The sequence below is a fragment of the Enterobacter chinensis genome, from assembly GCF_034008295.1.
GTDB lineage: Bacteria > Pseudomonadota > Gammaproteobacteria > Enterobacterales > Enterobacteriaceae > Enterobacter > Enterobacter chinensis.
Genome location: NZ_JARDVI010000003.1, coordinates 602,906 through 625,295, shown reverse-complemented (window position 1 = coordinate 625,295; position 22,390 = coordinate 602,906). Strand labels below are relative to the sequence as shown.

Genomic DNA, 22,390 nt, shown 5'->3' with positions numbered 1-22,390 from the left:
CCGGGCATAACAATAAAGCTGTACTTATTTTATTAGGGACATGACATGGGAATGAAGATGCCTTACTGGTGGCTCTCGTGCTGCCTGATATCTGTGCCCGCTCTGTGCGCGAACCCGGCGGCAACGATCAATACCGGACAGCTTCGCGAAACGCAGGAACTCCCCTCGCTCAACGGCCGCGTGGCCCCGGTGGCTGGCAAAGCCGCTCCCGGTTCGTTACAGCTTGGCGACGCCGTCAACCGTGCCGTCACCTGGCACCCGGCCATCAGCGAAGCGGTGGGAAAACTCTACGAGCAGAGCGAAGAGGTCGACGTCGCTAAATCAAAATACTATCCGCAGATTAATGCCGGCGTGGACAACGGTTACTCCCACGACGGCGACCAGAACGGCTTTACGCCGTCGCTGGTGCTCTCTCTCTCACAAATGCTCTACGACTTCGGCAAGGTGGCAAGCCAGGTGCGCGCCGAGAGCGCCGGCGTTGCCCAGCAGCAGGCCAACGTGCTGGTGAGCATCGACACTATCGCCCACGATACCGCCATCGCCATGGTACAGGTGCAAACGTGGCAGCAGATGGTTGATACCGCCAAAGAGCAGCTTGAGGCCCTCTCCTCCATCGGCACGCTGACCCGCCAGCGTAATGACGAAGGGGCCACCTCGCTCTCTGACGTTGTGCAAACCGATGCCCGTATCGAAGGCGCGCGCGCCCAGCTGATGCAGTACCAGGCCAGCCTGGACAGCGCCCGCGCCACGCTGATGAGCTTTCTCGGCTGGAACAGCCTGAACGCGATCAGCAATGATTTCCCGCAAAAGCTGGGCCGGAGCTGCGACATCGCCGAGCCGGACGACCGTCTGGTTCCCGCGGTACTCGCCGCCTGGGCGCAGGCTAACGTCGCGCAGGCTAACCTCGACTACGCCGACGCGCAGATGACGCCAACCGTCTCGCTGGAGCCGGAGGTGCGCCACTACATGAACGATCGCTATGCGGGCAGCGACACGCGGGATCGCACCCAGTATTCCGCATGGGTAAAAGTGCAGATGCCACTCTATCAGGGCGGCGGCCTCACCGCCCGGCGTAACGCCGCCGGACACGCGGTGGAAGCGGCGCAGTCCACCATTCAGCGCACGCGTCTTGATGTCCGCCAGAAGTTGCTGGAAGCCCGCAGCCAGGTGATGAGCCTGCAAAGTACGCTGCAAATTCAGGGCCGCCAGGAAGCGCTCAGCGCCCGCACCCGCGAACTCTACCAGCAGCAGTATCTCGATCTCGGCTCGCGCCCGCTGCTCGACGTGCTCAACGCCGAGCAGGAGGTCTACCAGGCGCGTTTCACCCAGCAGCAGACCCTTGGCCAACTGCACCAGCTCCAGCTCAACTGCTTATATAACACAGGACAATTGCGTCATGCGTTTGATCTTGATAACCGCACCATCCAGACCGTGGAGATCCAGCCATGAAGCAGCGTGATATCCCGCAAGGTGAAAACATGACGGATGAGGCCCTGGCCCAGTGGGCGCAGGCCTTTGGCTTTGTCGCCACGCGCTACCGCGTCGCCTGCTCTCCCGGCGCGCTGCTGGCGGGTGCGCCGTGGCTGAAGGGCAAACCGATGGTACCCGCCCTCACCCAGCTGGCACGCGAGGCGGGGCTGTCGTTTCAGCTGCTTACCGGCGGCCAGGAGACGATCAACAGCTGGCGTTTGCCGGTAGTGGTGGCGATGGACGACGGCAGGATCGGCGTGATCGAGCATTTCGACGGAGACGATACGCTGGAGGTCAGCTTTTTCGGCGATGAGACCTACACCAACCGGCTGTCGATGACAGCGATGCTGCCCGCCATCCGCCACGTTATTGCCCTGCGACCTCTCGCCGCGCTGAAGGACAGCCGCGTGGACGCCTACATCTCAAAATATCGCCCGGACTGGCTCTACCGGCTGGTGATGCGCGACCTGCGGCCCTACAGCTGGGTGATGCTCGCCGCGCTGTTTATCAACGTGCTGTCGCTCTCCGGGATCGTCTTTTCCATGCAGGTGTACGACCGGGTGATCCCCGCCCAGTCCTACCCGACGCTTTACGTCCTGACCATCGGGGTGCTGATTGCCACCCTGTTTGGCTTCGTGCTGCGCGTGGCGCGCGGACACATTATGGATCTGCTGGGCAAACGCTCGGACATGCGCGTTTCGGATCGCGTCTTCGGCCATGCCCTGCGGCTGCGCAACAGCGCTATTCCCCGCTCCACCGGCAGCTTTATTTCCCAGCTGCGCGAGCTGGAGCAGATCCGCGAGATGGTGACCTCGTCCACCATCTCGACGATTGTCGACCTGCCCTTCTTTTTACTGTTCGTGGTGGTGCTGGCGATCATCGCTCCGCAGCTGGCGTGGATCGCGCCGGTCGCGGCGGTGATCATGGTTCTGCCCGGCCTGCTGCTGCAGAAGAAGCTGGCAGAGCTGGCGAAGCAGTCAGCCCATGAATCGACCCTGCGCAACGCGGTGCTGGTGGAGAGCGTGCAGGGGCTGGAGGACATCAAGCTGATGCAGGCGGAAAACCGCTTTTTGCAGCAGTGGAACAGCTATATCCAGATCACCGCGGAATCCGGCCTGCGCACCCGCGAACTGACGCAGAACCTGATCAGCTGGGGGATGACCATCCAGAGCCTGGTTTACGCCGCCGTGATCGTGGTCGGCGCGCCGATGGTGATCGACGGCACCCTGACCACCGGTTCGGTGGTTGCCGCGTCGATGCTGGCCTCCCGCATGATTGCACCGATGGCGACGCTGTGCGGCGTGCTGGCCCGCTGGCAGCAGGTCAAAGCGGCAAAAGAGGGGCTGGACAGCATCATGCAGCTTCCCACCGAGAACCAGCGCGAAGAGACGCCAATTCGCCAGGACGTGCTGCGCGGGCACTATCTTTTTGAACAGGCGCAGTTCCGCTATCACCCGGAGGATCCGCGCATGGCGCTGCGCATTAACCGTCTGGAGATCAGGCCGGGCGAAAAAGTGGCGATCCTCGGGCGCAACGGCGCCGGGAAATCGACCCTGCTGCAGGCCATGGCGGGCGGAATGGATCTGGCGGCCGGCGAACTGCGGCTCGACGGCTTCAGCCTGCCGCATCTCGACGTCGCCGACGTCCGGCGCAACGTCGGATTTATGACCCAGAACGCGCGGCTGTTTTACGGCACCCTGCGCGAAAACATCACCCTCGGCATGCCGCGCGCCACCGACGAAGAGATTTTCGAAGCGCTGGAACTGACCGGCGCGGCGGGCTTCGTGCAGAAGCTGCCCAAAGGGCTGGACTACCCGATCATGGAAAACGGCGTGGGGCTTTCCGGCGGTCAGCGCCAGTCGATTCTGCTGGCGCGTATGCTCCTGCGCGATCCGAATATCGTGCTGATGGATGAACCCACCGCCTCGCTGGACGAGCACACCGAGCGGGAATTTATCCAGCGGCTGGGCGACTGGCTCGGCCACCGCACCCTGATCGTCGCCACCCACCGCGTACCGGTGCTGGAACTGGTGGAGCGGGTCGTGGTGCTGAAAGAAGGGATGCTGGTGATGGACGCGCCAAAAGCTCAGGCGCTGAACAACAGCCGCATGCAACAGCAGCAGCAGGCAGCAACCGGACGGGAGTGGAAAAATGAAAATCAGTCAGCGTGACGTTGCCGCAATGGACGATCTGGATAACGCCCTCGACTCCGAAAGCGGCTACACCGGCGCGCGACGGATCGTGATCTTCTCGCTGCTGATGTTTGTGGTGCTGGGCGTCTGGGCGTGGTTTGGCGTGCTGGATGAGGTTTCAACCGGCTCCGGGAAGGTGATCCCCAGCTCACGAGAGCAGGTGTTACAGTCGCTGGACGGCGGGATCCTCACCGAGCTGAACGTCCACGAGGGCGATCAGGTGCAGGCCGGGCAGGTGCTGGCGCGGCTCGATCCGACGCGTTCCGAGTCGAACGTCGGCGAAAGCGCGGCGCGCTACCGCGCGTCTTTGGCCTCCAGCGCACGTCTGAATGCCGAGGTCAACGATCTGCCGCTGAAGTTCCCCCCTTCGCTGGCTCAGTGGCCGGATCTGATCGCCGCCGAAACGCGGCTCTACAACTCCCGCCGCGCGCAGCTGGAGGATACCCAGCGGGAGCTGCGCGCCGCGCTCGATCTCGCCAATAAGGAGCTGGCTATCACCCAGCGGCTGGTGAAAACCGGGGCCGCCAGCCACGTGGAGGTGCTGCGCCTGCAGCGGCAGAAAAGCGACCTGGAACTGAAGCTCACCGACGTGCGTTCGCAGTATTACGTTCAGGCACGCGAGGCGCTTTCCAAAGCCAACGCGGAGGTGGATATGGTCTCCGCCATCCTCAAAGGTCGTCAGGATTCCGTCACCCGTCTGACGGTAAAATCCCCGGTGCGCGGGATCGTGAAAAACATCAAGGTCACCACCATCGGCGGCGTGATCCCGCCCAACGGTGAGCTGATGGAGATTGTGCCGGTGGACGATCACCTGCTGATCGAAACCCGCCTGTCGCCGCGCGACATCGCCTTTATCCACCCGAACCAGGAGGCGCTGGTCAAAATCACCGCCTACGATTACGCCATTTACGGCGGGCTGCACGGCGTGGTCGAGACGATATCCCCGGATACCATCCAGGACGAAGCCAAGCCGGAGGTGTTCTATTACCGGGTGTTTATCCGCACCAGCCAGGATTACCTGGTGAATAAGGCCGGCAGGCACTTCTCAATTGTGCCCGGGATGATTGCGACGGTGGACATTAAGACCGGAGAAAAAACGGTGCTGGATTATATGATTAAGCCGTTTAACCGGGCGAAGGAGGCGCTGAGGGAGCGGTGAGCATGGATTGCCGGGTGGCGACTTCGCCTTACCCGGCCTACATGCCCGTAGGCCCGCGCAAGCACAGCGCCGCCGGGCATTAAACCGCACGCAAGAAGTGGAGTCCACCTCGAAGAATTAACCTTTAGTCATGCATCCCACTTCCCTTCAGCCATCACCAGGGTAATATTACCCGCAGACAAAATGCACTTGCGCACAGTGCAAGAGTGCATTACTATTCACTCAGCTTCATGGACTGGAGCTTATCAGCATTATGATTAATCATTTTCGGGATCAATGGCTTGAGGATTTTTTTCTTTACGGTAGATCGAGCAATGTTATTCCTTCAAATCTGGAGACAGCGCTTGCGAGAAAGCTCGACATCATCAACGCAGCTACCTCGCACCGGGATTTGCGATCGCCACCGGGCAATATGTATGAAGCATTGAATCCTCCGCTGAAGGAATATTCCTCAATCCGGGTAAACAGGCAATACAGGCTCGTATTTCTCTGGAAAGAGGGTAAAGCAGAAGATCTCTACCTCTCTCCACACAGGTACACGCAACACAAGTGAGGCATCACCTATGACACTTCAACAGGCACTCCGCAAACCCACCACACCGGGCGACGTGTTGCAGTACGAGTATCTTGAACCGCTCAATCTGAAAATCAGCGATCTGGCGGAGATGCTTAATGTACACCGCAATACCATCAGCGCGCTGGTCAATAACAATCGCAAGCTTACTGCCGATATGGCGATAAAACTGGCAAAAGCCTTTGATACCACTATTGAATTTTGGCTGAACTTACAGCTGAACGTTGATATATGGGAAGCGCAATCTAACTCCCGGACGCAGGAGGAGTTAAGCCGTATAAAGACCGTTGCGGAAGTCATGGCTAAGCGAAAATCTGGCCATCCGGATGTTGCCTGACCCGAACAGGCGCGGAGATCTCACTCCGCCGGGCGCGGCGCGGCACTGTTATACACCCCAACATAGCGCGCAAACTTCCCAAGAAACACGCCGGCAAACACGCCGCCGGAGACGATCGCCAGCGCGCTCATAGCGGGCTGCTGCATCGTCTGGGGAGAGACCGCGCTCATCACGCCCAGCACATACTTCACCCCGAATGCCAGCATCATAAACGGCAGTGCGGTGTAATCTGCCTGGCGGTAAAGGCTGCGTGGCGCCTCTGCGCGGGTGATAACCGCCTGCTTAATCAGGATATACCCCAGCGCTGCACCGGCAAGGATCCCCGCCGTCCACAATGCGACAGTTTCGGGAGTCAGCGTGCGATAGACCATCAGATCGTAGATATCCCAGATAAGAAAGATACCCGGAATGATGGCAAGCCGCTCCAGCGTAACGGTGGCGGGCTTGCGGGCTTTAATGCCGCGGGAGATAAGGAAGACAAACAGCACCCACACCCAGGCGGGCGTGTGCGTAACGACACCGAGCAGAAATTCAAACATGGAGATCTCCATGGACGATCGCGGCCCCTGCCGCCCTGAACGCGTATTGCGCATAACGGCAGGAACGCCATTATGCGCAGGTCTTTTACAGCGATTTTTTCAGGCGTTGAACCGCTTCTTTCAGCTCTTCATCCGTTGGCGTGACAAACGACATACGCAGCGTCGAATGGTCTGGCTCGTTGCAGTAGAAAAATTCGCCCGGCACAAATACTACGCCGTTACTTAACGTCTTTTCCAGCCAGCGAGTGGTATTACTACCATTTTTCATCTTCGCCCACAGGAACATACCGCCCTTCGGCTTGTGGAACGACATCACATCGCCCAGTTCCGCCTCCAGTTCTGTTGCGAACGTCTGGTATTTCTGGCGATAGGCTTCGCGGATCGTTTTGATCTGATCGGCCAGGCGGCCGGTTTTCAGGTATTCGTACGTCATCAGCTGCGACAGCGTGCTGGTGTGCAGATCGGTGGTTTGCTTAAGATTCACCACCGCGCGCTTCAGCCATTCCGGCACCAGCACCCAGCCTACGCGGGTGCCCGGCGCGAGGATTTTAGAGAAGGTTGAGGTATACACCACGTTCTCTTCGTTACCGATATCTTTGGCATGGGCAATTAACGGGCGGAAGACTTCATCGGTATAGTTAATTTCGCTGTACGGATCGTCTTCGATAATCACGAAGTCATGGCGCTTCGAGAGTTCCACCAGCTTTTTACGACGCGCTTCAGAAAGCGTCACGCCGCCAGGGTTACCAAAGGTTGGAACGATATAAACCGCTTTAATGGCTTTTTTGGCCACCAGCGCTTCGAGCTCGTCGACGTTCATTCCGTCGCCATCGGTGCCAACGGATTCAAAATTCGCCTGCGCCAGGCCAAATACCTGCAGCGCGGCAAGATAGGTTGGACGCTCAACGACAACGGTATCGCCCGGGTTAATCAATGCGCGCGCCAGCACGTCGAGCGATTGCTGCGAACCAGAGGTCACAACCACCTCATCCGCCTTGCAGCGTATGCCGCGCCCTTCACAGATGCGCTGAATTTCTTCACGCAGCCCAGGCACACCTTCGGTCAGACCGTACTGAAAGGCCTCACCAAAATGCTGTGATAATACGGCATCAGCGGCAATTTTCAGGCCTTCGCGATCGAACAAGGCTGGGTTAGGAATCCCCCCACCCAGCGAAATGACGCCGGCCATTTTGCTATGTTTTAATAATTCACGGATGGCAGATGATTGCAGGCCCTGCGCGCTGCTGGCGAGTTTATTCACAGACATTCTTTGCTTACCTTCTTTTTTTATATTGTGCCCAATCTTAGCAGAATATGGGCGATAAATTCCGTAAGCTTAGGGAGCGGCCGTAAATCCTGGCGCCACAGCAGGTGCACGGGTCTCGGCGCCGGAATGTACTCCTCCAGCACCGGCACCAGCCTGCCGCTTTCCAGATCTTCCGCCACCAGCACTTCCGGCTGCAGCAGCAGCCCCGCCCCGGCTCTTGCGGCCATCCGCAGCCCGTAGCCGTCGTTGCATCTTAAGACCGCATCCCGCTTCCAGCGCACCTCGCCTTCAACACCCGGCAGTCGCCACTCGTTGCGTGCGGTCCATACGCTGTGGGACAGGCAAAGATGATCCACCAGGTCGGCAGGGTTTTGCGGCGTACCGTAGCGCGCCAGATAGTCCGGGGCGGCGCAGATCACCATCCGGTAGGGGCAGAGGTATTTCGCCACCAGATCGTCGTTGTGAATATCGCCAATACGAATGGCCAGATCAATGCCCTCCTCCACCAGATCCACCATCCGGTTGGTCAGATCCAGCTCAACGCGCACGTCCGGGTAGCGTTGCAAAAAGGTGGCCGTCAACGGCGCGATGGCGCTGCCGCCAAACGAGGTGGGCGCCGTCACCCGCAGGGTACCAGACGGTGCGACACGCAGGCGTTCAACCGCGCTTTCGGCAATCGCCACCTGCTCCAGCACCCGCTTCGCCTCGTCGAAATAGACCCGTCCGGCATCGGTCAGGCTCTGGCGACGCGTGTTACGCTCCAGCAGGCGGGTGCCGAGCTGAGATTCCAGTAGCGCAACGTACTTCCCCACCATCACCGCCGACATCTCCAGCCTTGCCGCCGCGCCGGTGAAACTGCCGCTTTCCACTACCGCAATAAAGGTCTCCATGCTGCGAAGCTTATCCATATTCCAAACCCCTGGTTAGTAATCTTCTAACTTTAGCCCAGTTTATCTGCATTTTAATTTATTAAAGAATGAAGGCTCACAACATAAGGAGTCGGCTATGAAAATCGTCATTATTGGTGCCAGCGGTACGGTCGGTCGTGCAGTAGCGGAAGAGTTGGGTCGTCGTCACGAGGTCATCCGCGTCGGCCGCACGCAGGGCGACTATCAGGTGGATATCACGTCGCAGGCGAGCGTCCAGGCGCTGTTTGAGAAAATCGGCCCGGTGGATGCCATTGTCTCCGCCAGCGGCGGCCTCTACTTTGGCCCACTCGCGACCATGAAGGACAGCGATTTCAATCAGGGCCTGCAGGATAAGCTGCTCGGGCAGGTGCGCCTGGCACTGACCGGCCAACATTATCTGAACGAAGGCGGATCGATCACCCTGATTAGCGGCATCGTGGCGCACGAGCCGATTGCCCAGGGCGTGAACGCCACCACGGTGAATGCCGCGCTGGAAGGGTTTGTTCGCGCCGCGGCCTGTGAACTGCCGCGCGGGATCCGCATCAACCTGATTAGCCCGACGGTGCTCACCGAATCCGTCGAAACCTACGACGGCTTCTTCCCGGGCTTTGAAAGCGTCCCCGCGGCGACCGTGGCACAAGCCTACCGCCGCAGCGTGGAGGGTGTGCAGAGCGGACGGGTGTATAAGGTCGGGTATTAAGCCTTACGCGCGGCGATCAATACCAGCATCGGGCGTTCCGCCTCTTCGGCCAGCGCGGGCCAGGCGTCAATCTGCGCCTGCGTTGGTCCCCACTCGTTGACTTCGCTTATCGTTAACCCGGCCCTGATGAGCGCGTTAAGCGTGGTGCCCAGCGTACGGTGGTACTTGATCACCCCGTCTGCCAGCCAGTTGCTGACGCGCTTGCCTTCGTCCTGATAGTGATTCACCCCCCAGAACCGCTCGCCGTTATCGTCGGTCAGCCAGCCCTGGCGCGTGGCGCTGGTGTAAATGGGGTGCTCCATCGAAAAGACCAGGCTGCCGCCGGGCTTGAGCGCGCGCTGAACCTTTGCAAACAGGGTGTCCAGCTCCGGCAGGTAGTGCAGCGCCAGGGAGCTATAGACCAGATCGAGGCTGTTCTCGTTAAGCGTCAGCGATTCGAGATCGCTACGCTGGTAGTGGATCCGGGCGTCATGAGTTAGCTCAGCGGCGCGGGCGAGCATCTTTTCCGAGATATCCACGCCGGTCACTTCAGACGCGCCCAGTTCACGCGCGGCGCGGCAGAACCAGCCGTAGCCGCAGCCGAGATCGACAATCGATGTGCCGGTGAGATCGGGCAGCATGTTTTTCAGCGCGGGCCACTCCGGCGCGCCGTCCAGACCCTGCACCGAGCGCGGAAGCTGGGCGTAGCCTTCGAAAAACGCCGGATTGTCGTAGATGTTTTGTGCCATGGCAGATCCCTCTTTAAGAATGTGCATAGCAGTATACTGCATTGTCGGGTGGCGGCTTCGCCTTACCCGACCTACAAAATCTCCGAACCGTAGGCCGGGTAAGGCGAAGCCGCCACCCGGCACCACATTAGCCCACCGAGCCCCAGACGAGGTTGCCCTTATGGAACGTCGCGGTACGTGGGGAGATACGCGCCACGGCTTCGGCGGAACAGGAGGCGTCCACCAGCACAAAGCTGGCGTCGTCCTGCGCTTTCGGCCACACGCGTTCGCCTTTGTCGTTCAGCGGCAGCACATCGCCGGTGGCAATACCTAATGCGCGGGAAAGCGTTTGCTCGTTCGGGCGGATGTAGAGCTGGGCATAAAGATTGGCTTTTTCCAGCATGTCCCCCAGACCGTACGGCGACCAGTGGTCGATCACGCTGTCGGTGCCCGTCATCACAAATACGCCTTTATCCCGCAGTTGCTTCAGCGGCATATGCAACGTGCCAATTGGCACGGTGGAGGCGATGGTCACCTGCTGCGCCGCCATGCGGGTGGCGATCTCATCCACCTGCTGTTCGTTAAGCGTTGCCAGCGCGAAGGCGTGGCTGATGGTCAGTTTGCCCTTCAGCGCCGGCGTTTTTTCCACGATTTTCACCATGTAATTCACCGCCGCCACGCCCGCCGGGCTGGTTTCGTGCAGGTGAATGTCCACGCCTTTGTCGTAGTCCAGCGCAATCTGGAACATCAGATCGAGGGATTTCTCCATCGCGCCGTCAACGTTGGTTGGATCCAGCCCGCCCACGTAGTGCGCTCCGGCCTGCATCGCCTCGCGCATCAGTTTTTCTGAGTTTGACAGCAGCAGCCCGTGCTGCGGGAAAGCGACGATTTCACAGTCAAAGCCGGGCTTACGGCGCGACAAAACCGCCTGCAGATTTTCGAGATTCTTCAGGCCGGAGGTCGGCTCGATATTGCAGTGGCTGCGGGCAATGGTGGAGCCTTTCGACTGGATCAGGTCGATCAGCTTTTCCGCCCGCTCCTGGGTATACGGCTGCAGCTCCGGCAGCAATTTTTGCTCGAGGCGGATCATGTCCTGAATGGTGGTGCCCGCCGGGCGGTTCAGGGAGCGCCACGGACCGCCGTAAAAGGTTTTATCCAGGTGGATGTGCATGTCGCGCATCGCCGGAAGCATCAGTTTACCGCCGGCGTCATAGTGCGGCAGCGTGGCGTCCGCGTGGCTTTTATTGTCGCGCAGGGCGACGATCTTCCCGTCTTTGATTTCCAGCGTTTTCAGCTCGGTGCGAGTGCTTGTCGCCACGCTGCCATCAACGTTAAACCCGGCTTCGAGCAGCACGTTGTCCAGATAGTAATGTTTCGCGGTGATGTTCATCGGTTTGCCGGTCTCGCAGGTTGGCTTTGCTGAGTCAGCAGCATACGCGACGGATCCGGTCGCGCCAAACAGCGCGCAGGCGGTGACCATTTTGCCGCTCTGGCTGATGAATTCGCGGCGGCTTTTATTTTCACTCATCTTATCTTCCTTCATTAACAATATGGGTACCGGTTTCCCCACGCAGCGCCGCGGGCAGGCAGTCCGGCGAGGTGATAATCACGCGCTTGCCGCCGTGGTGTAAAAACTCCAGCGAGGCGACGATTTTGGGCAGCATGCTGCCCGCCGGGAAATGGCCCTCTTCCCTATAGCGCGTCATCTGCGCCACGGTGACGGTGTCCAGCGCCTGCTGGTTCGGCTTGCCGAAGTTGACGCACACCTTCTCCACCCCGGTGGTGATCACCAGCACGTCGGCGCGGATCTCGCGCGCCAGCAGCGCGGTGGAGAGATCTTTATCAATCACCGCATCGACGCTCTGGTAATCGCCCTGCGCCGAGCGCACAACGGGGATCCCGCCGCCGCCCGCGCCGATCACCACAAAGCCTTTTTGCGTCAGGGTCTTGATGGCCTCCGATTCCACAATCCGCAGCGGCTGGGGTGAGGCCACCACGCGACGATAGCCCCGGCCAGAATCCTCAACAAAACGCCAGTCCGGGTGGGCGATTTGTAGTGCATCGCGCTGCGCCTCGCTGAAGAAGGCGCCGATCGGTTTCGTCGGGTGTGTGAAACCGGGATCGTTTTTATCCACCTCTACCTGCGTGACGACCGTGACCGCTTTTTGCTCTCCGCGCGCGGCCAGGCGGTTGTTTAGCGCCTGCTGGATCAGGTAGCCGATACCGCCCTGGGTGTCCGCCACGCAGTTTGCCAGCGGCGTCAGCGGGAGCCCTTCTTGCTCATGCGCAATTTCAGCGCGGCGCAGATCCAGTCCCACCTGGGGGCCATTGCCGTGCGTGAGCACAATGTCATAGTCAGATGCCAGCATCTCCAGCACCGACTCTGCCACCGCTTTTACCGCCTGCGCCTGATGTTCAACCGACTGGCTGGCGTTGTCTTTGATAATGCTGTTGCCGCCAATGGCGACGACCATAAGCTCTTTCATACGTTTTCCTTCGCAACGGTGCCAGATTCAGCGCTCGCAACTTCCCGGCTATCGAGAAAATGCTTCACCACAAACATGCCGCCCATCATCAGGTAGGCCGTGACGAACATCAGCGAGCTGCCTTCAGCAAAGCCGACCACCGGGGCGTGGATCACGCCAAACAGCGCCAGCAGCGCCCCAACGGCGGCGGCGACAGCTCCGCGCAGCGGTTTGTTGATGATGGCAAAGATGGCGATACAGCCCCACAGCATGCTGGCGAGCGGCGCGCCGTTGCCGAGATGCATCAGACCTTCGTAGTAGATGCCTTTGCTGTGCAGCACGTCGGTGCCGATTTTCGCCGCGCTGGTGCCCGCCGCGCCCATCACGCTGTTCATCATGGTCAGCGCCCAGTTGGCGATCCACGGGAACAGGCAAATGAAGATGACGGGAACCTCGACTTTGGGCGTTTCCCTCACCACCTGGTTGGCGGTGACGACGCCGATAAACACCAGAATCGGCACGATGGCGGTCATCGGAATAATGGCGAGCATAAACGCCCCCAGCCCGAACAGCGGCACGATGAACATGGTCACACCGGAGGCCAGGGTGTAGCCGATGCTCGCGCCCATCGCTTTCCAGCCAGGGTGGCCGACGTAGACCGTCACCGGGAACGGGTTCCCCATCAGGCAGCCGAGCATGGAGGCCAGACCGTTCGCCAGCATCACCTTACGCGTCGGGTAGGCATCCCCCGCCGCGTGGGCGCTTTCGATGTTCTCCAGGTCAAAGATGTAGTTTGCCAGGCCCAGCGGAACCGCCGAGGCGAGATACGGCAGCGCGTGCGGCAGGCCCTGCAGGAAACCTTCCACGTGCACCTGCGGCGGGTTAAAGCCGAACGACGACATCGAGGCTTTGATGGCGTCCGGGCTTTGCAGACCGGAGATCCACGCCAGGGCCGTGCCGGCAATCAGCAGCAGCAGACCGGTCGGGATTCTGGCGAAAATCGGCTTTTTGCCGAACCAGTTAATGAAGATCAGCAGCAGGACGATGAACGACACGGTGGGCGCTTCGAACGCCTGCAGCATCGGGTTCATCGCCAGCAGCAGCAGGCCCAAACCGGACAGGCACGACAGCAGCACGGTGCGCGGGATCATCTTGCGGATGGTTTCCCCTAAAAACGAACCGCCTGCGAGGATCATCGCCTCAACAAAGCACCACACCAGGCCAATCTGAATGGCGAACTCCGCATCGCCCGTTTGCTGGTATACCGGCATCAGGACCAGGAAGGTCACGGTAAAAATCGACGGCGCGCTGGGGCCGGACGGCAGCGCGGTCACATCCGTGCGCCCGGTCTGACGCGCCATCTGCATGCCGAACCACGCGTAGCAAATACTCGCGGCCAGCACCGCCAGCCCGAAGGCCGGCGCGATGCGTCCATAAACAATCTCCTTCGGGATGCCGACGACAAAAATGAGCAGCCCCATCATGGTCAGCAAATTGGTCAGGTTGTTGGTCATCAACCCGAAATAGGCCGCCCAGTCACCTCTTTTCCACTCCAGTTTCATGTTTTTCATGGATGCTTGCCTTATAAAAAGTAGCGATCGCGGAAGGTCAACAGCGCCTTTTCAAAACAGCTAAACGGCGGGTGAACGATGCCCGCCCCAATCATGCCGATGCCCGCATCTTTATGGGCAATGGCGGTATTGATGACCGGCAGAATGCCGGTGCCGGCGACTTTGGTGATGTCGATGGCGGTCGGTATCCCCATAAACGAAAGCAGCGGAATGGTGACGTTCGGGTTTTCGCCGAGGGTGATTTCGCGCATCTGGCGCGAGAAGTCGATGGCTTCCTCAACCGTGCCGCCCACCAGGGCGACAATCGCCGGGGCCGTTGCCATTGCAAAGCCGCCGATGCCGTAGGTTTCGGTAATCGCGCTGTCGCCAATGTCCAGCCCGGAGTCTTCCGGCTTATAGCCCGCGAACATCGGGCCAATCACCTGCTGCGCCGGGCCGGTGAACCACTGCCCCGGCAGGCCGGAGATGCGCAGGCCGAACTCGTAGCCGTTGCGCGCCATGGTGGTGACCACGGTGCTGTACTCAATGCAGTGAGCGGCATCCAGCGCGGCCTTACACATTGCCATCCACGTCGGGCCGGAGAAGTAGTCGCTGCTGGCGACAAACTCGAACACCTCGCGCTGCTGCTCGACCGGGTAGCCCGCCTGAATCAGTCCCGGCGTCAGCGCCTGGCTCAGCAGCGTGGTGCCCGCGTTGTTACGGTTGTGGCACTCGTCGCCCATGTGCAGCGCCTGGGCCAGCATCAGGCGCAGGTCGATTTCGCCGATAATCTTCATGGCGTCGCGCAGCATCGGGCCGAGTACGTCGCGCATCCAGATCAGGCGGTCGATAACGCTCTGGTCGTTGGCGCCCATGCGCAGGATCTTCGCCATCTGCTCGCTGAGGTTGGTGAACGCGCGGTTGCCGTAGGTTTTGTTCTCAACGATATGCATAAACATCGACGCGGAGGTGACGCCCGCCATGGAGCCCACGCAGTCGTGCTCGTGGCACGGCGAGAAGATGATGTCGCCTGAAGCCGCCAGCCTTGCCGCGTCCTCCAGATCCGTCGCCAGCCCTTCGAACACCAGCGCCCCGGTGACCGCGCCCTTCATCGCCCCGCACATGTTCTCCCAGGAGACGGGCGGACCGGCGTGCAGAATGGTGGTGCGGGTCATCCCCGGCACAACGTTAATGGCCTGGTCATAGCCCACCAGCACCGGATGAGACTGAATAATGCGCTCAAGGGCAATTTGGTTGGCGGCGGCGATTTTCTCCGCCAGCGGTTTTTCAGCCAGCTGGTCGAGCGCCTCGACAACCTGCATGTTGCCCTGCCCCGGCGGCGTCCAGTCGAGCTGGGTGACGGGAACGTGCTGCTTTTTGAGATCGTCACTGAACATCGCAATTCCCACGTTAATCACGTTCAGCGGCTGGTTAAATAAGGTCGTCATTATGCTTTCTCCCCTTTGCAGACAAATTCACGGGCCAGTAATCCGGTGTTGGTGCTGCTGCTGGCCCAAATCACGCCGGCATCGGTGAGCAACTGGCACTGCTGCGCCAGTTGCTGTGGATCCTGATCGGTACCCAGCACGTAGCCGAGAATTTCCAGCGGGCGGTTATCGGCTTTCGCAATCGCCTGCGCCTCTTTAATGGCGTCGAGCATCACCCCTACAGGGTCCTCGTGCGCGCCAAAGCCCAGCACGAAGTCCATCACAATTACCCCGACTTCCGGGTCGCGGGCCTCCTGCAGCAGGCGGCTGATGCGGTTGGTCGGGTCGATCATCGGGTGCGGCTTGCCGTTGGTGAAATCGTCATCGCCAAAGTCGAGGAAGGTATGGGCCAGGCTGACGCTGATGTCTTTCAGCCGTTTAGTCGGATCCGGCTGGATGTTGCTGTAGACGTCGTCGAATTTCGCAAGCGACGCAAACATCGCCTCATCGCACAGGGTGCCGCCGCAGAACAGGCCGCGAATGTACTTCTGCTGCGGGGTCAGGCGGGCGCGCACCTCTTCAATCAACGGCCAGTTGAGCGGATGCAGGTCAAGGGACTCTTTTTTGATGCCGGTGAGCAGGACGGCCTTCAGGGCCGCCTCTTTGGTACCGCGCGCGAACTGCAGGCCGTCTTCATCGGCGTGCAGTTCGCTGCGGCCGAGGAAACACGCGACGACGGGCTTGCGGCAGGCGCGCGCGCGGGCCAGCACTTTCTCAGCTACCGCCGGGGCCGGCGGCTTGGAGATGAGAGCAATGACCTGAGTCTCCTCGTCGGCTTCGAGCATTCCGATAGCGTCCAGCATCATCAGGCCGCCAATTTTCTCGCTGAGATCGCGCCCGCCGGTGCCAATCAGCTGCGACACGCCGCCGCCGAACTCATGAATGCGCACGCTCAGCTCCTGGCTGCCGGTGCCGGATGCGCCGACAATACCAATCGGTCCGCGGCGTACCGCGTTGGCGAAGCACAGCCCCGCGCCGTTGATAATGGCGGTGCCGCAGTCCGGCCCCATCATCAGCAGCCCTTTCTGGTGCGCGAGCTGCTTCAGCGCCAGCTCGTCGTCGAGCGACACGTTGTCGGAGAACAGCATCACGTTGAGGTCGTTTTCCAGCGCCTGACGCGCTTCACGCGCGGCGAAGGTACCGTTGACCGAAATGACCGCGAGGTTTGCGTCAGGACGATGGGCTTTGGCGCTGGCAATTGTGGCGTAACGCGCTTCATGGGAGCCTGCGCTCTCTTTACGGGTGAACAGCGCCTCAATAGCGGCCAGGGTTTCATCATTGGCCGCGTCGCCTTTAATAACGATCATCAGGTCGCCGTTTTTAGCCTCATTTAATTCCGGCGTTAATAGCCCGAGATTTTTTAAGACGCCTTTATTCATCTCCGTCGCCATAGCCACAAAGGCTTGCTCGACGCCCGGTAATTTATTGGCTTTGGTGGAAACGGACATTAATGAAACGGAGTCAAAATAGGTGTTCTTTTTAATCACGATTTTCGTTGGCATTATTTGCACCTGTTTGCGGATAAAAGAGGGCCGCCGTCGTGCAAAATGCACGTCGGTAAATACGCTTTTTAAATTAACGGCCAGCCGGAGGCGGCTGACCGATTGCTTTACGCGCCCGCCGCCAGCAGCAGGTCGGCTATCGCATCGAAGCCTTTTTCCCGCGCCAGCTCGAGCGGGGTTTTGCCGTATTTATCGGTCATGTGCGGGTTCGCACCGTGATCCAGCAGCAGCTTGACGATCGCCTGCTGCTTCGCGCCGCCGTCGTTTAACACGATGGCTTCCAGCAGCGGCGTCCAGCCTACAAAGTTGGTGTGGTTAACGTTAATGTCGGTTTTTTCCAGCAGCTCACGCACGATCTCCACGTGTCCTTTTTCACTGGCAGGCGTAATGCCCACGCCGCCAAAGCGCGTCAGGCGGTCGAGATCCGGATTTGCCGGAAGGACAAGGCGCAGCAGGGTGATATCGTTGGTCAGGCAGCTAATCAGGAAGGGGTTAAAGCAGGTCTGGTCCTGTTTATCAATATCCGCACCGGCAGCAATTAATAACTCCACACAGGCATAATGCTTTTTGAGGCTGGCAATAATAACCGCCGTTCTTTTCTGGCGGTTGGTGGCGTTAATATCCACTCCTTTCTCCAGACAGGCTTTTAGCGCATCGCTATTGCCCTCTTCTGCCGCCAGCAGAAATTCAGTAACGAGTTCAGTTGCAGACATATTCAGACTCCCGATGTTTTTATTTCTGTTGACCTGAGAATAGCAACAGCCTGGTCATAAAAGAATCCGCTTAAAAATGATTCATCGACAGTCAATTCATTATTGAGTTAAATTCAACAATTCAGCCAAAACGTGCGGCCGTGCAACCTTTTCCTTATGTTTTCGGGCTTTTTTACGCTCAGAGCTGCATTCTGCTTATGCCTGACGAAGCCTTATATTTCGCGGCCTGGCGTTAAACATCAGAACTGTGATCGACGTCAAATGCATTGTAACGGCGCTGTTAAAATATGTTCAAAACTGATGGCTCACGGGAGCAGCGATATGAATTCCATCTTTACCGAAGAGAACCTGCTGGCCTTTACCACCGCCGCACGCTTCGGCAGCTTCAGCAAGGCGGCGACCGAGCTGGGGGTTACCACCTCGGCCATCAGTTACACCATCAAGCGGATGGAAACCGGGCTGGACGTGGTGCTGTTTGTCCGCAACACGCGCAGCATTGAGCTGACCGAGTCCGGGTTTTACTTTTATCGCAAAGCGACCGACCTGCTGAATGATTTTCATGCCATCAAGCGCGGCATAGATACCATTTCTCAGGGCATCGAGGCGCGGGTGCGCATCTGTATCAATCAGCTTTTGTACACGCCGCGCCATACCGCGCGGCTGCTGCAGGTGCTGAAAAAGCAGTTCCCTACCTGCCAGATCACCGTCACCACCGAGGTGTATAACGGCGTCTGGGACTCCATCATTAACAACCAGGCCAACATCGCCATTGGCGCGCCGGACACGCTGCTCGACGGCGGCGGGATTGATTACACCGAGATCGGCGCCATCCGCTGGGTGTTCGCCATCGCGCCGGAACATCCGCTGGCCTTCGTCCCGGAACCGATAGCGGAAAGCCAGCTGCGCCTGTACCCCAACATCATGGTGGAAGATACCGCGCACACCATTAATAAGAAGGTCGGCTGGCTGCTGCACGGACAGGAGGCGATTCTGGTACCGGACTTTAACACCAAATGTCAGTGCCAGATCCTGGGGGAAGGGATAGGTTTTTTACCGGAGCATATGGCACGTGAGGCGGTAGAGGCGGGGCTGCTGGTGACGCGACGGATTAATAACCCGCGTCAGGACTCGCGCATGCTGCTCGCCACGCAGCATGCCGCGACCGGCCAGGTGACGCGCTGGATCAAACAGCAGTTTGGCCCAGCAGGGGTGCTGACCCACATCTATAGCGATCTCCTGTGGCGCGAAGCCACAAATTAGTTTAGCATTTACTTAATTAAGCAAATACTAAACTACAATGACTGAACTTGAACAACTCCAGGCCAGCGCTGAGCAGGCCGCCGCACTCTTAAAAGCGATGAGCAACCCGCGTCGGCTGCTGATCCTCTGCACGCTCTGCGGTGCCCCCGGCACCAGCGCGGGGGAACTGGCGCGTGCGACGGGGCTCAGTCCTTCCGCCACGTCACAGCATCTGGCGCGCATGCGTGAGGAAGGCCTTATCGACAGCACCCGCGACGCGCAGCGCATTCTTTATTTCATTAAAAACGATGCGGTACATCAGCTTATCAGCACCCTGAAAACCCTTTATTGCCCGTAAGGAGCCGCCATGTCACTTCCTCTTCTTTCCCCGCACCAGGCCAGTGCCCGCGTCGCTGAAGGCGCAAAACTGATTGATATTCGCGATGCCGACGAGTACGCACGCGAGCATATTCCCGTTGCGCAGTCGGTGCCGCTGGCTACCCTACCCGACGGGCTTAAAGCGCACGCGGGTGAAACGGTAATTTTTCACTGCCAGTCCGGCGCCCGAACGTCGGGGAATGCCGATCGCCTTGCACAGGCTGCCGCGCCCGCCGAGGCATTTGTGGTCGAAGGTGGCATTCAGGGCTGGAAGCAGGCCGGGCTTCAGACCGTCGAAGACAAATCCCAGCCGCTGCCGCTGATGCGTCAGGTGCAAATTGCCGCCGGGCTGCTCATTCTCTGCGGTGTGGTGCTGGGCTATAGCGTCTCAAGCGGCTTTTTCCTGCTCAGCGGTTTCGTGGGTGCCGGGCTGATGTTCGCGGGGGTGACGGGTTTTTGCGGTATGGCGCGAGTGCTCAAAGTGATGCCCTGGAACCGGCGTACCTCATAAGCAGTAATCGATGAAATACGCTGTACCCACCGTCGTACGTGGGCTAAGGTGAAGATCGCTAAAACGATGAGGAGGTAATATGTTTTCTGTCGGTGATTATGTGCAACCGCTTAAAGGCGGCCCGAAGCTGAAAGTGCTCGAAGTGAATGGTGACAGCATTGTGGCGGTACAGGCCAGCAATGAACAAGGTGAGACATATACCCTTAAAGCCGCCGATCTGTCGCTGTATACCGAAGACGGTGATTTTGGCGTCTGCTGAACAGTTAACCGGGCGGAGTGTTCCGCCCGGTTCACGCATTACATCAGAAAATCATCCAGTGATTTACCGTTCGCCAGCGCGCTGGCAATAGGCTTCGGCGTGCGGCCCTGGCCGGTCCACGTTTTCTCTTCACCGTTCTGGTCAATAAAGCGGTATTTGGCTTCACGCGGCTTGCGCTTTTTCGCTGGCTTGCCTGCCTGCACCAGCTCAGAGCCCAACAGGTCTGTCGGTGAAATACCATCGGCTTTCATCAGTTCCAGCAGAGCATTAATTTTCTCCTGCTGCTCAGCGCGTTGCTGCTCTAATTCCGCCAGTTCACTACGTTTCTCTTCGGCAACGACCCTGACCTTTTCCAGCATTTCCTCAAGAACGTCCAGGGATAATTCGCGGGCCATGGCACGCAGAGTTCGGATATTATTAAGATTCTGTAACGTCAAAGACATATTATTTGAAAACCTTTTCTTTAGGGTAAATAGATAAATCCCCAACAGAATAATTCATTTCTGTCGAAATATCTACCCGCGGGGCCGCCCCGCCAATAATGTCAATATGTTTAAATATCGCCAGTAATATTACCTTATGACGCATGTAGGATACGTGCGAATTCAATACTGACGTCAATATAAATGGTCAGCTTTAATCCAAATATCAGCATTCTTCGCTACCCGCACGAAAGATGATTCGCACCTCAGCTCCGTGAATATCAAGCATATGATTTTTATATAAAAATTGCTAAGCGAGACAGATTATAACGAACCGAACAAAAAACAATCAACTTTAGAGAATTTTGTGGACAAAACGCGATTAAATAAAGATTAATCACTAGTTGTTAGTTCAAACACAGAGATATACGCTATACATGTCAAACAAACCAACCTAAAGCACTAACTGCTTAGGGAAAATCGTTTCTTTTGTGTTCTTCTCAAGGAGTTCAGACATGTTCTCACCGCAATCACGCCTTCGCCATGCGGTAGCGGATACTTTCGCGATGGTTGTCTACTGTTCCGTCGTGAACATGCTGATTGAAATATTCCTCTCCGGAATGACCTTCGAGCAGTCACTTTCTTCTCGCCTGGTGGCGATCCCGGTCAATATTATTATTGCCTGGCCTTACGGTTTATACCGCGATGCGGTAATGCGTTTCGCCCGTCGTATCAGCCCTGCAGGCTGGGTGAAAAACCTGGCGGACGTTCTGGCGTATGTAACGTTCCAGTCTCCGGTTTACGTGGCCATTCTGCTGACGGTAGGTGCGGACTGGCACCAGATTGCTGCGGCGGTCAGTTCGAATATTGTGATTTCAATGCTGATGGGTGCGGTATACGGCTATTTCCTCGACTATTGTCGCCGCCTGTTTAAGGTCAGCCAGTACAGCCAGGCAAAAGCGTGATGTGAAGCGACTGGCGCACGCCAGTCGCAAATTTACTGTACGTCGCCAAACAGTCCCTTCAAAAACCGCTCCAGCGCCATACGCGAGCTGAAGCCATGCGGAATACCATAATGCTCATGCGTTTCTCCGCCTAAATAGAGCGGGAATTGCTGATAATGATCGCAGGTTTTAATATCCGAGGCAGGCTCAGCAAAGGACAGACTTCTGTCTTTCAGCGTCGGGTGAATAATGAGAGCGGTACGTCCCATTCTTGCTTCACGATTAACGTAAACATAATTCTCGCCACGGCGATATCCATACGCTTTTGATGTCACCTCATCCATGGTGAATCCCTCTTTTTCAAGAACGCGCGCCACCTCATCAGGTCGTAAATACATATCTTTTCCTCGTTATCTTTTCCTGCCCGGCAACCTTACAGTATTCAGCATTAGCAGGGCTTTCAGAATAATCCATAAACTGCCGGATAACGCGTGATGCGCTTCAGATATTAAATTTCTGAACTAAACTGAACGGGAACGCAAAATTACGGAGGATCGTATGTTTAACAGACCGAACCGAAACGATATTAATGACGACGCTCAGGATATTCGTAATGATGTCAGCCAATTAGCGGACACGCTGGAAGAAGTGCTGAAATCCTGGGGAACCGACGCAAAGGACGAAGCGGATGCCGCAAAACGTAAGGCTCAGTCTCTGCTCCGTGAAACCCGCGCGCGTTTGAACGGACGCACGCGGACGACTCAGGCGGCCTGCGATGCGGTGAGCTGCGCAACGACGTTCGTGCGTGAAAAACCGCTCTGTACGTTGGGCACAGTCGCGGCAGTCGGTATCTTCGTAGGTGCCCTGCTCAGCCTGCGTAAATAACGCCCCCTCACACGTTTCTCTGCCCCGGCGGTCAGCGGCTGTCGGGGCTTTTCTTTGCCTGATGGCCTGAAAAACCCGCACAGCCTGCCCTGCCCCGCTGAGCTCATCATAGAGGCGATATCAATCTGAATTTCCCATATCTTGTATGGTTGAAACTTAAGACAACTACATCTAGTATTCCT

General features: G+C 58.2%; 24 protein-coding genes. 12 read left to right on the top strand and 12 right to left on the bottom strand.

Annotation, left to right across the window (positions count from 1 at the left end; all coding sequences use genetic code 11):
* Positions 1–45: 45 nt before the first annotated feature.
* The 5 genes from PYW49_RS12325 (at position 46) to PYW49_RS12305 (ending at position 5,732) form a co-directional block, all read left to right on the top strand.
* Positions 46–1,449 carry a TolC family outer membrane protein gene (locus PYW49_RS12325; RefSeq protein ID WP_320386558.1) on the top strand — a complete coding sequence of 468 codons (1,404 nt, stop codon included), beginning with the start codon at positions 46–48 and terminating at the stop codon, positions 1,447–1,449.
* On the top strand, positions 1,446–3,641 hold the full coding sequence (locus PYW49_RS12320) for a type I secretion system permease/ATPase (RefSeq protein WP_320386557.1): 2,196 nt from the start codon (positions 1,446–1,448) through the stop codon (positions 3,639–3,641). The genes PYW49_RS12325 and PYW49_RS12320 overlap by 4 nt, the downstream gene beginning before the upstream one ends.
* A 10-nt stretch (positions 3,642–3,651) precedes the next feature.
* Positions 3,652–4,821: an HlyD family efflux transporter periplasmic adaptor subunit gene (locus tag PYW49_RS12315; RefSeq protein WP_320386609.1), complete on the top strand. Its 1,170-nt coding sequence runs from the start codon at positions 3,652–3,654 to the stop codon at positions 4,819–4,821.
* Between the two features lie 253 nt (positions 4,822–5,074).
* Positions 5,075–5,374 carry a type II toxin-antitoxin system RelE/ParE family toxin gene (locus tag PYW49_RS12310; RefSeq protein WP_134347231.1) on the top strand — a complete coding sequence of 100 codons (300 nt, stop codon included), beginning with the start codon at positions 5,075–5,077 and terminating at the stop codon, positions 5,372–5,374.
* A 10-nt stretch (positions 5,375–5,384) separates the two neighbouring features.
* Positions 5,385–5,732: a HigA family addiction module antitoxin gene (locus tag PYW49_RS12305; RefSeq protein ID WP_320386556.1), complete on the top strand. Its 348-nt coding sequence runs from the start codon at positions 5,385–5,387 to the stop codon at positions 5,730–5,732.
* A gap of 20 nt (positions 5,733–5,752) precedes the next feature.
* Here the strand turns inward: PYW49_RS12305 and PYW49_RS12300 are convergent, their stop codons facing one another.
* From PYW49_RS12300 to PYW49_RS12290, 3 genes are all read right to left on the bottom strand, one after another.
* On the bottom strand, positions 5,753–6,271 hold the full coding sequence (locus PYW49_RS12300) for a DUF6622 family protein (RefSeq protein WP_320386555.1): 519 nt from the start codon (positions 6,269–6,271) through the stop codon (positions 5,753–5,755).
* Between the two features lie 85 nt (positions 6,272–6,356).
* The gene (locus PYW49_RS12295) at positions 6,357–7,538 is read right to left on the bottom strand and encodes an aminotransferase-like domain-containing protein (RefSeq protein WP_320386554.1); all 1,182 of its coding nucleotides are present in this window, start codon (positions 7,536–7,538) and stop codon (positions 6,357–6,359) included.
* Between the two features lie 20 nt (positions 7,539–7,558).
* The gene (locus tag PYW49_RS12290; RefSeq protein ID WP_320386553.1) at positions 7,559–8,446 is read right to left on the bottom strand and encodes a LysR family transcriptional regulator; all 888 of its coding nucleotides are present in this window, start codon (positions 8,444–8,446) and stop codon (positions 7,559–7,561) included.
* A gap of 97 nt (positions 8,447–8,543) precedes the next feature.
* On the opposite strand from PYW49_RS12290, the gene PYW49_RS12285 reads away from it, so the two are divergent.
* On the top strand, positions 8,544–9,146 hold the full coding sequence (locus tag PYW49_RS12285) for a short chain dehydrogenase (protein WP_134347227.1): 603 nt from the start codon (positions 8,544–8,546) through the stop codon (positions 9,144–9,146).
* Here PYW49_RS12285 and PYW49_RS12280 read toward each other — a convergent pair.
* The 7 genes from PYW49_RS12280 to PYW49_RS12250 all read right to left on the bottom strand — a co-directional run bounded on the left by PYW49_RS12280 (position 9,143) and on the right by PYW49_RS12250 (position 17,570).
* The gene (locus PYW49_RS12280; RefSeq protein WP_320386552.1) at positions 9,143–9,874 is read right to left on the bottom strand and encodes a class I SAM-dependent methyltransferase; all 732 of its coding nucleotides are present in this window, start codon (positions 9,872–9,874) and stop codon (positions 9,143–9,145) included. The two genes, PYW49_RS12285 and PYW49_RS12280, sit on opposite strands and share 4 nt — an antisense overlap.
* Before the next feature lie 127 nt (positions 9,875–10,001).
* Entirely contained in the window at positions 10,002–11,381 is a 1,380-nt protein-coding gene (locus PYW49_RS12275) for an amidohydrolase family protein (RefSeq protein WP_320386551.1), read from the bottom strand.
* A 1-nt stretch (position 11,382) separates the two neighbouring features.
* Positions 11,383–12,339, bottom strand: coding sequence for a carbamate kinase family protein (locus PYW49_RS12270; protein ID WP_320386550.1), 957 nt, complete (start codon positions 12,337–12,339; stop codon positions 11,383–11,385).
* The gene (locus PYW49_RS12265) at positions 12,336–13,889 is read right to left on the bottom strand and encodes a xanthine permease (protein WP_320386549.1); all 1,554 of its coding nucleotides are present in this window, start codon (positions 13,887–13,889) and stop codon (positions 12,336–12,338) included. Before PYW49_RS12265 ends, PYW49_RS12270 begins: the two co-directional genes overlap by 4 nt.
* An 11-nt stretch (positions 13,890–13,900) precedes the next feature.
* Positions 13,901–15,316 (bottom strand): YlbE family protein, encoded by a 1,416-nt coding sequence (locus tag PYW49_RS12260; RefSeq protein WP_320386548.1) that lies wholly within the window; start codon positions 15,314–15,316, stop codon positions 13,901–13,903.
* On the bottom strand, positions 15,316–16,857 hold the full coding sequence (fdrA, locus tag PYW49_RS12255) for an acyl-CoA synthetase FdrA (RefSeq protein WP_320386547.1): 1,542 nt from the start codon (positions 16,855–16,857) through the stop codon (positions 15,316–15,318). The genes PYW49_RS12260 and fdrA overlap by 1 nt, the downstream gene beginning before the upstream one ends.
* Positions 16,858–16,964: 107 nt before the next feature.
* Positions 16,965–17,570, bottom strand: coding sequence for an ankyrin repeat domain-containing protein (locus tag PYW49_RS12250; protein WP_134347220.1), 606 nt, complete (start codon positions 17,568–17,570; stop codon positions 16,965–16,967).
* Positions 17,571–17,891: 321 nt separating this feature from the next.
* Here PYW49_RS12250 and PYW49_RS12245 point away from each other — a divergent pair, with 321 nt between their 5' ends.
* The 4 genes from PYW49_RS12245 to PYW49_RS12230 all read left to right on the top strand — a co-directional run bounded on the left by PYW49_RS12245 (position 17,892) and on the right by PYW49_RS12230 (position 19,957).
* Positions 17,892–18,830 carry a LysR substrate-binding domain-containing protein gene (locus PYW49_RS12245; protein ID WP_134347219.1) on the top strand — a complete coding sequence of 313 codons (939 nt, stop codon included), beginning with the start codon at positions 17,892–17,894 and terminating at the stop codon, positions 18,828–18,830.
* Positions 18,831–18,867: 37 nt separating this feature from the next.
* The gene (locus PYW49_RS12240; protein WP_134347218.1) at positions 18,868–19,167 is read left to right on the top strand and encodes an ArsR/SmtB family transcription factor; all 300 of its coding nucleotides are present in this window, start codon (positions 18,868–18,870) and stop codon (positions 19,165–19,167) included.
* A gap of 9 nt (positions 19,168–19,176) precedes the next feature.
* Positions 19,177–19,698: a rhodanese family protein gene (locus tag PYW49_RS12235; protein ID WP_320386546.1), complete on the top strand. Its 522-nt coding sequence runs from the start codon at positions 19,177–19,179 to the stop codon at positions 19,696–19,698.
* A 79-nt stretch (positions 19,699–19,777) separates the two neighbouring features.
* A complete protein-coding gene (locus tag PYW49_RS12230) occupies positions 19,778–19,957 on the top strand; it encodes a hypothetical protein (RefSeq protein WP_320386545.1) in 180 nt (59 codons plus the stop codon).
* A gap of 38 nt (positions 19,958–19,995) precedes the next feature.
* On the opposite strand, the gene stpA is transcribed toward PYW49_RS12230, so the two are convergent.
* Positions 19,996–20,400, bottom strand: coding sequence for a DNA-binding protein StpA (gene stpA / locus PYW49_RS12225; protein WP_134347215.1), 405 nt, complete (start codon positions 20,398–20,400; stop codon positions 19,996–19,998).
* A gap of 494 nt (positions 20,401–20,894) precedes the next feature.
* Between stpA and alaE the strand changes: the two genes are divergently transcribed.
* Entirely contained in the window at positions 20,895–21,344 is a 450-nt protein-coding gene (alaE, locus tag PYW49_RS12220) for an L-alanine exporter AlaE (RefSeq protein WP_023617655.1), read from the top strand.
* A 32-nt stretch (positions 21,345–21,376) separates the two neighbouring features.
* Here the strand turns inward: alaE and PYW49_RS12215 are convergent, their stop codons facing one another.
* Positions 21,377–21,721, bottom strand: a complete 345-nt coding sequence (locus PYW49_RS12215) for a DUF2002 family protein (protein WP_006811693.1) — start codon at positions 21,719–21,721, stop codon at positions 21,377–21,379.
* 160 nt (positions 21,722–21,881) lie between these two features.
* Here PYW49_RS12215 and PYW49_RS12210 point away from each other — a divergent pair, with 160 nt between their 5' ends.
* Positions 21,882–22,208, top strand: coding sequence for a DUF883 domain-containing protein (locus PYW49_RS12210; protein ID WP_023333166.1), 327 nt, complete (start codon positions 21,882–21,884; stop codon positions 22,206–22,208).
* The last annotated feature ends 182 nt before the right edge of the window (positions 22,209–22,390 follow it).

Bases quoted from the DNA above. Each gene is read 5' to 3' on its own strand.
- PYW49_RS12325 (WP_320386558.1), top strand. From the start codon at position 46: ATGGGAATGAAGATGCCTTACTGGTGGCTCTCGTGCTGCCTGATATCT.
- PYW49_RS12320 (WP_320386557.1), top strand. From the start codon at position 1,446: ATGAAGCAGCGTGATATCCCGCAAGGTGAAAACATGACGGATGAGGCC.
- PYW49_RS12315 (WP_320386609.1), top strand. From the start codon at position 3,652: ATGGACGATCTGGATAACGCCCTCGACTCCGAAAGCGGCTACACCGGC.
- PYW49_RS12310 (WP_134347231.1), top strand. From the start codon at position 5,075: ATGATTAATCATTTTCGGGATCAATGGCTTGAGGATTTTTTTCTTTAC.
- PYW49_RS12305 (WP_320386556.1), top strand. From the start codon at position 5,385: ATGACACTTCAACAGGCACTCCGCAAACCCACCACACCGGGCGACGTG.
- PYW49_RS12300 (WP_320386555.1), bottom strand. From the start codon at position 6,271: ATGTTTGAATTTCTGCTCGGTGTCGTTACGCACACGCCCGCCTGGGTG.
- PYW49_RS12295 (WP_320386554.1), bottom strand. From the start codon at position 7,538: ATGTCTGTGAATAAACTCGCCAGCAGCGCGCAGGGCCTGCAATCATCT.
- PYW49_RS12290 (WP_320386553.1), bottom strand. From the start codon at position 8,446: ATGGATAAGCTTCGCAGCATGGAGACCTTTATTGCGGTAGTGGAAAGC.
- PYW49_RS12285 (WP_134347227.1), top strand. From the start codon at position 8,544: ATGAAAATCGTCATTATTGGTGCCAGCGGTACGGTCGGTCGTGCAGTA.
- PYW49_RS12280 (WP_320386552.1), bottom strand. From the start codon at position 9,874: ATGGCACAAAACATCTACGACAATCCGGCGTTTTTCGAAGGCTACGCC.
- PYW49_RS12275 (WP_320386551.1), bottom strand. From the start codon at position 11,381: ATGAGTGAAAATAAAAGCCGCCGCGAATTCATCAGCCAGAGCGGCAAA.
- PYW49_RS12270 (WP_320386550.1), bottom strand. From the start codon at position 12,339: ATGAAAGAGCTTATGGTCGTCGCCATTGGCGGCAACAGCATTATCAAA.
- PYW49_RS12265 (WP_320386549.1), bottom strand. From the start codon at position 13,889: ATGAAAAACATGAAACTGGAGTGGAAAAGAGGTGACTGGGCGGCCTAT.
- PYW49_RS12260 (WP_320386548.1), bottom strand. From the start codon at position 15,316: ATGACGACCTTATTTAACCAGCCGCTGAACGTGATTAACGTGGGAATT.
- fdrA (WP_320386547.1), bottom strand. From the start codon at position 16,857: ATGCCAACGAAAATCGTGATTAAAAAGAACACCTATTTTGACTCCGTT.
- PYW49_RS12250 (WP_134347220.1), bottom strand. From the start codon at position 17,570: ATGTCTGCAACTGAACTCGTTACTGAATTTCTGCTGGCGGCAGAAGAG.
- PYW49_RS12245 (WP_134347219.1), top strand. From the start codon at position 17,892: ATGAATTCCATCTTTACCGAAGAGAACCTGCTGGCCTTTACCACCGCC.
- PYW49_RS12240 (WP_134347218.1), top strand. From the start codon at position 18,868: ATGACTGAACTTGAACAACTCCAGGCCAGCGCTGAGCAGGCCGCCGCA.
- PYW49_RS12235 (WP_320386546.1), top strand. From the start codon at position 19,177: ATGTCACTTCCTCTTCTTTCCCCGCACCAGGCCAGTGCCCGCGTCGCT.
- PYW49_RS12230 (WP_320386545.1), top strand. From the start codon at position 19,778: ATGTTTTCTGTCGGTGATTATGTGCAACCGCTTAAAGGCGGCCCGAAG.
- stpA (WP_134347215.1), bottom strand. From the start codon at position 20,400: ATGTCTTTGACGTTACAGAATCTTAATAATATCCGAACTCTGCGTGCC.
- alaE (WP_023617655.1), top strand. From the start codon at position 20,895: ATGTTCTCACCGCAATCACGCCTTCGCCATGCGGTAGCGGATACTTTC.
- PYW49_RS12215 (WP_006811693.1), bottom strand. From the start codon at position 21,721: ATGTATTTACGACCTGATGAGGTGGCGCGCGTTCTTGAAAAAGAGGGA.
- PYW49_RS12210 (WP_023333166.1), top strand. From the start codon at position 21,882: ATGTTTAACAGACCGAACCGAAACGATATTAATGACGACGCTCAGGAT.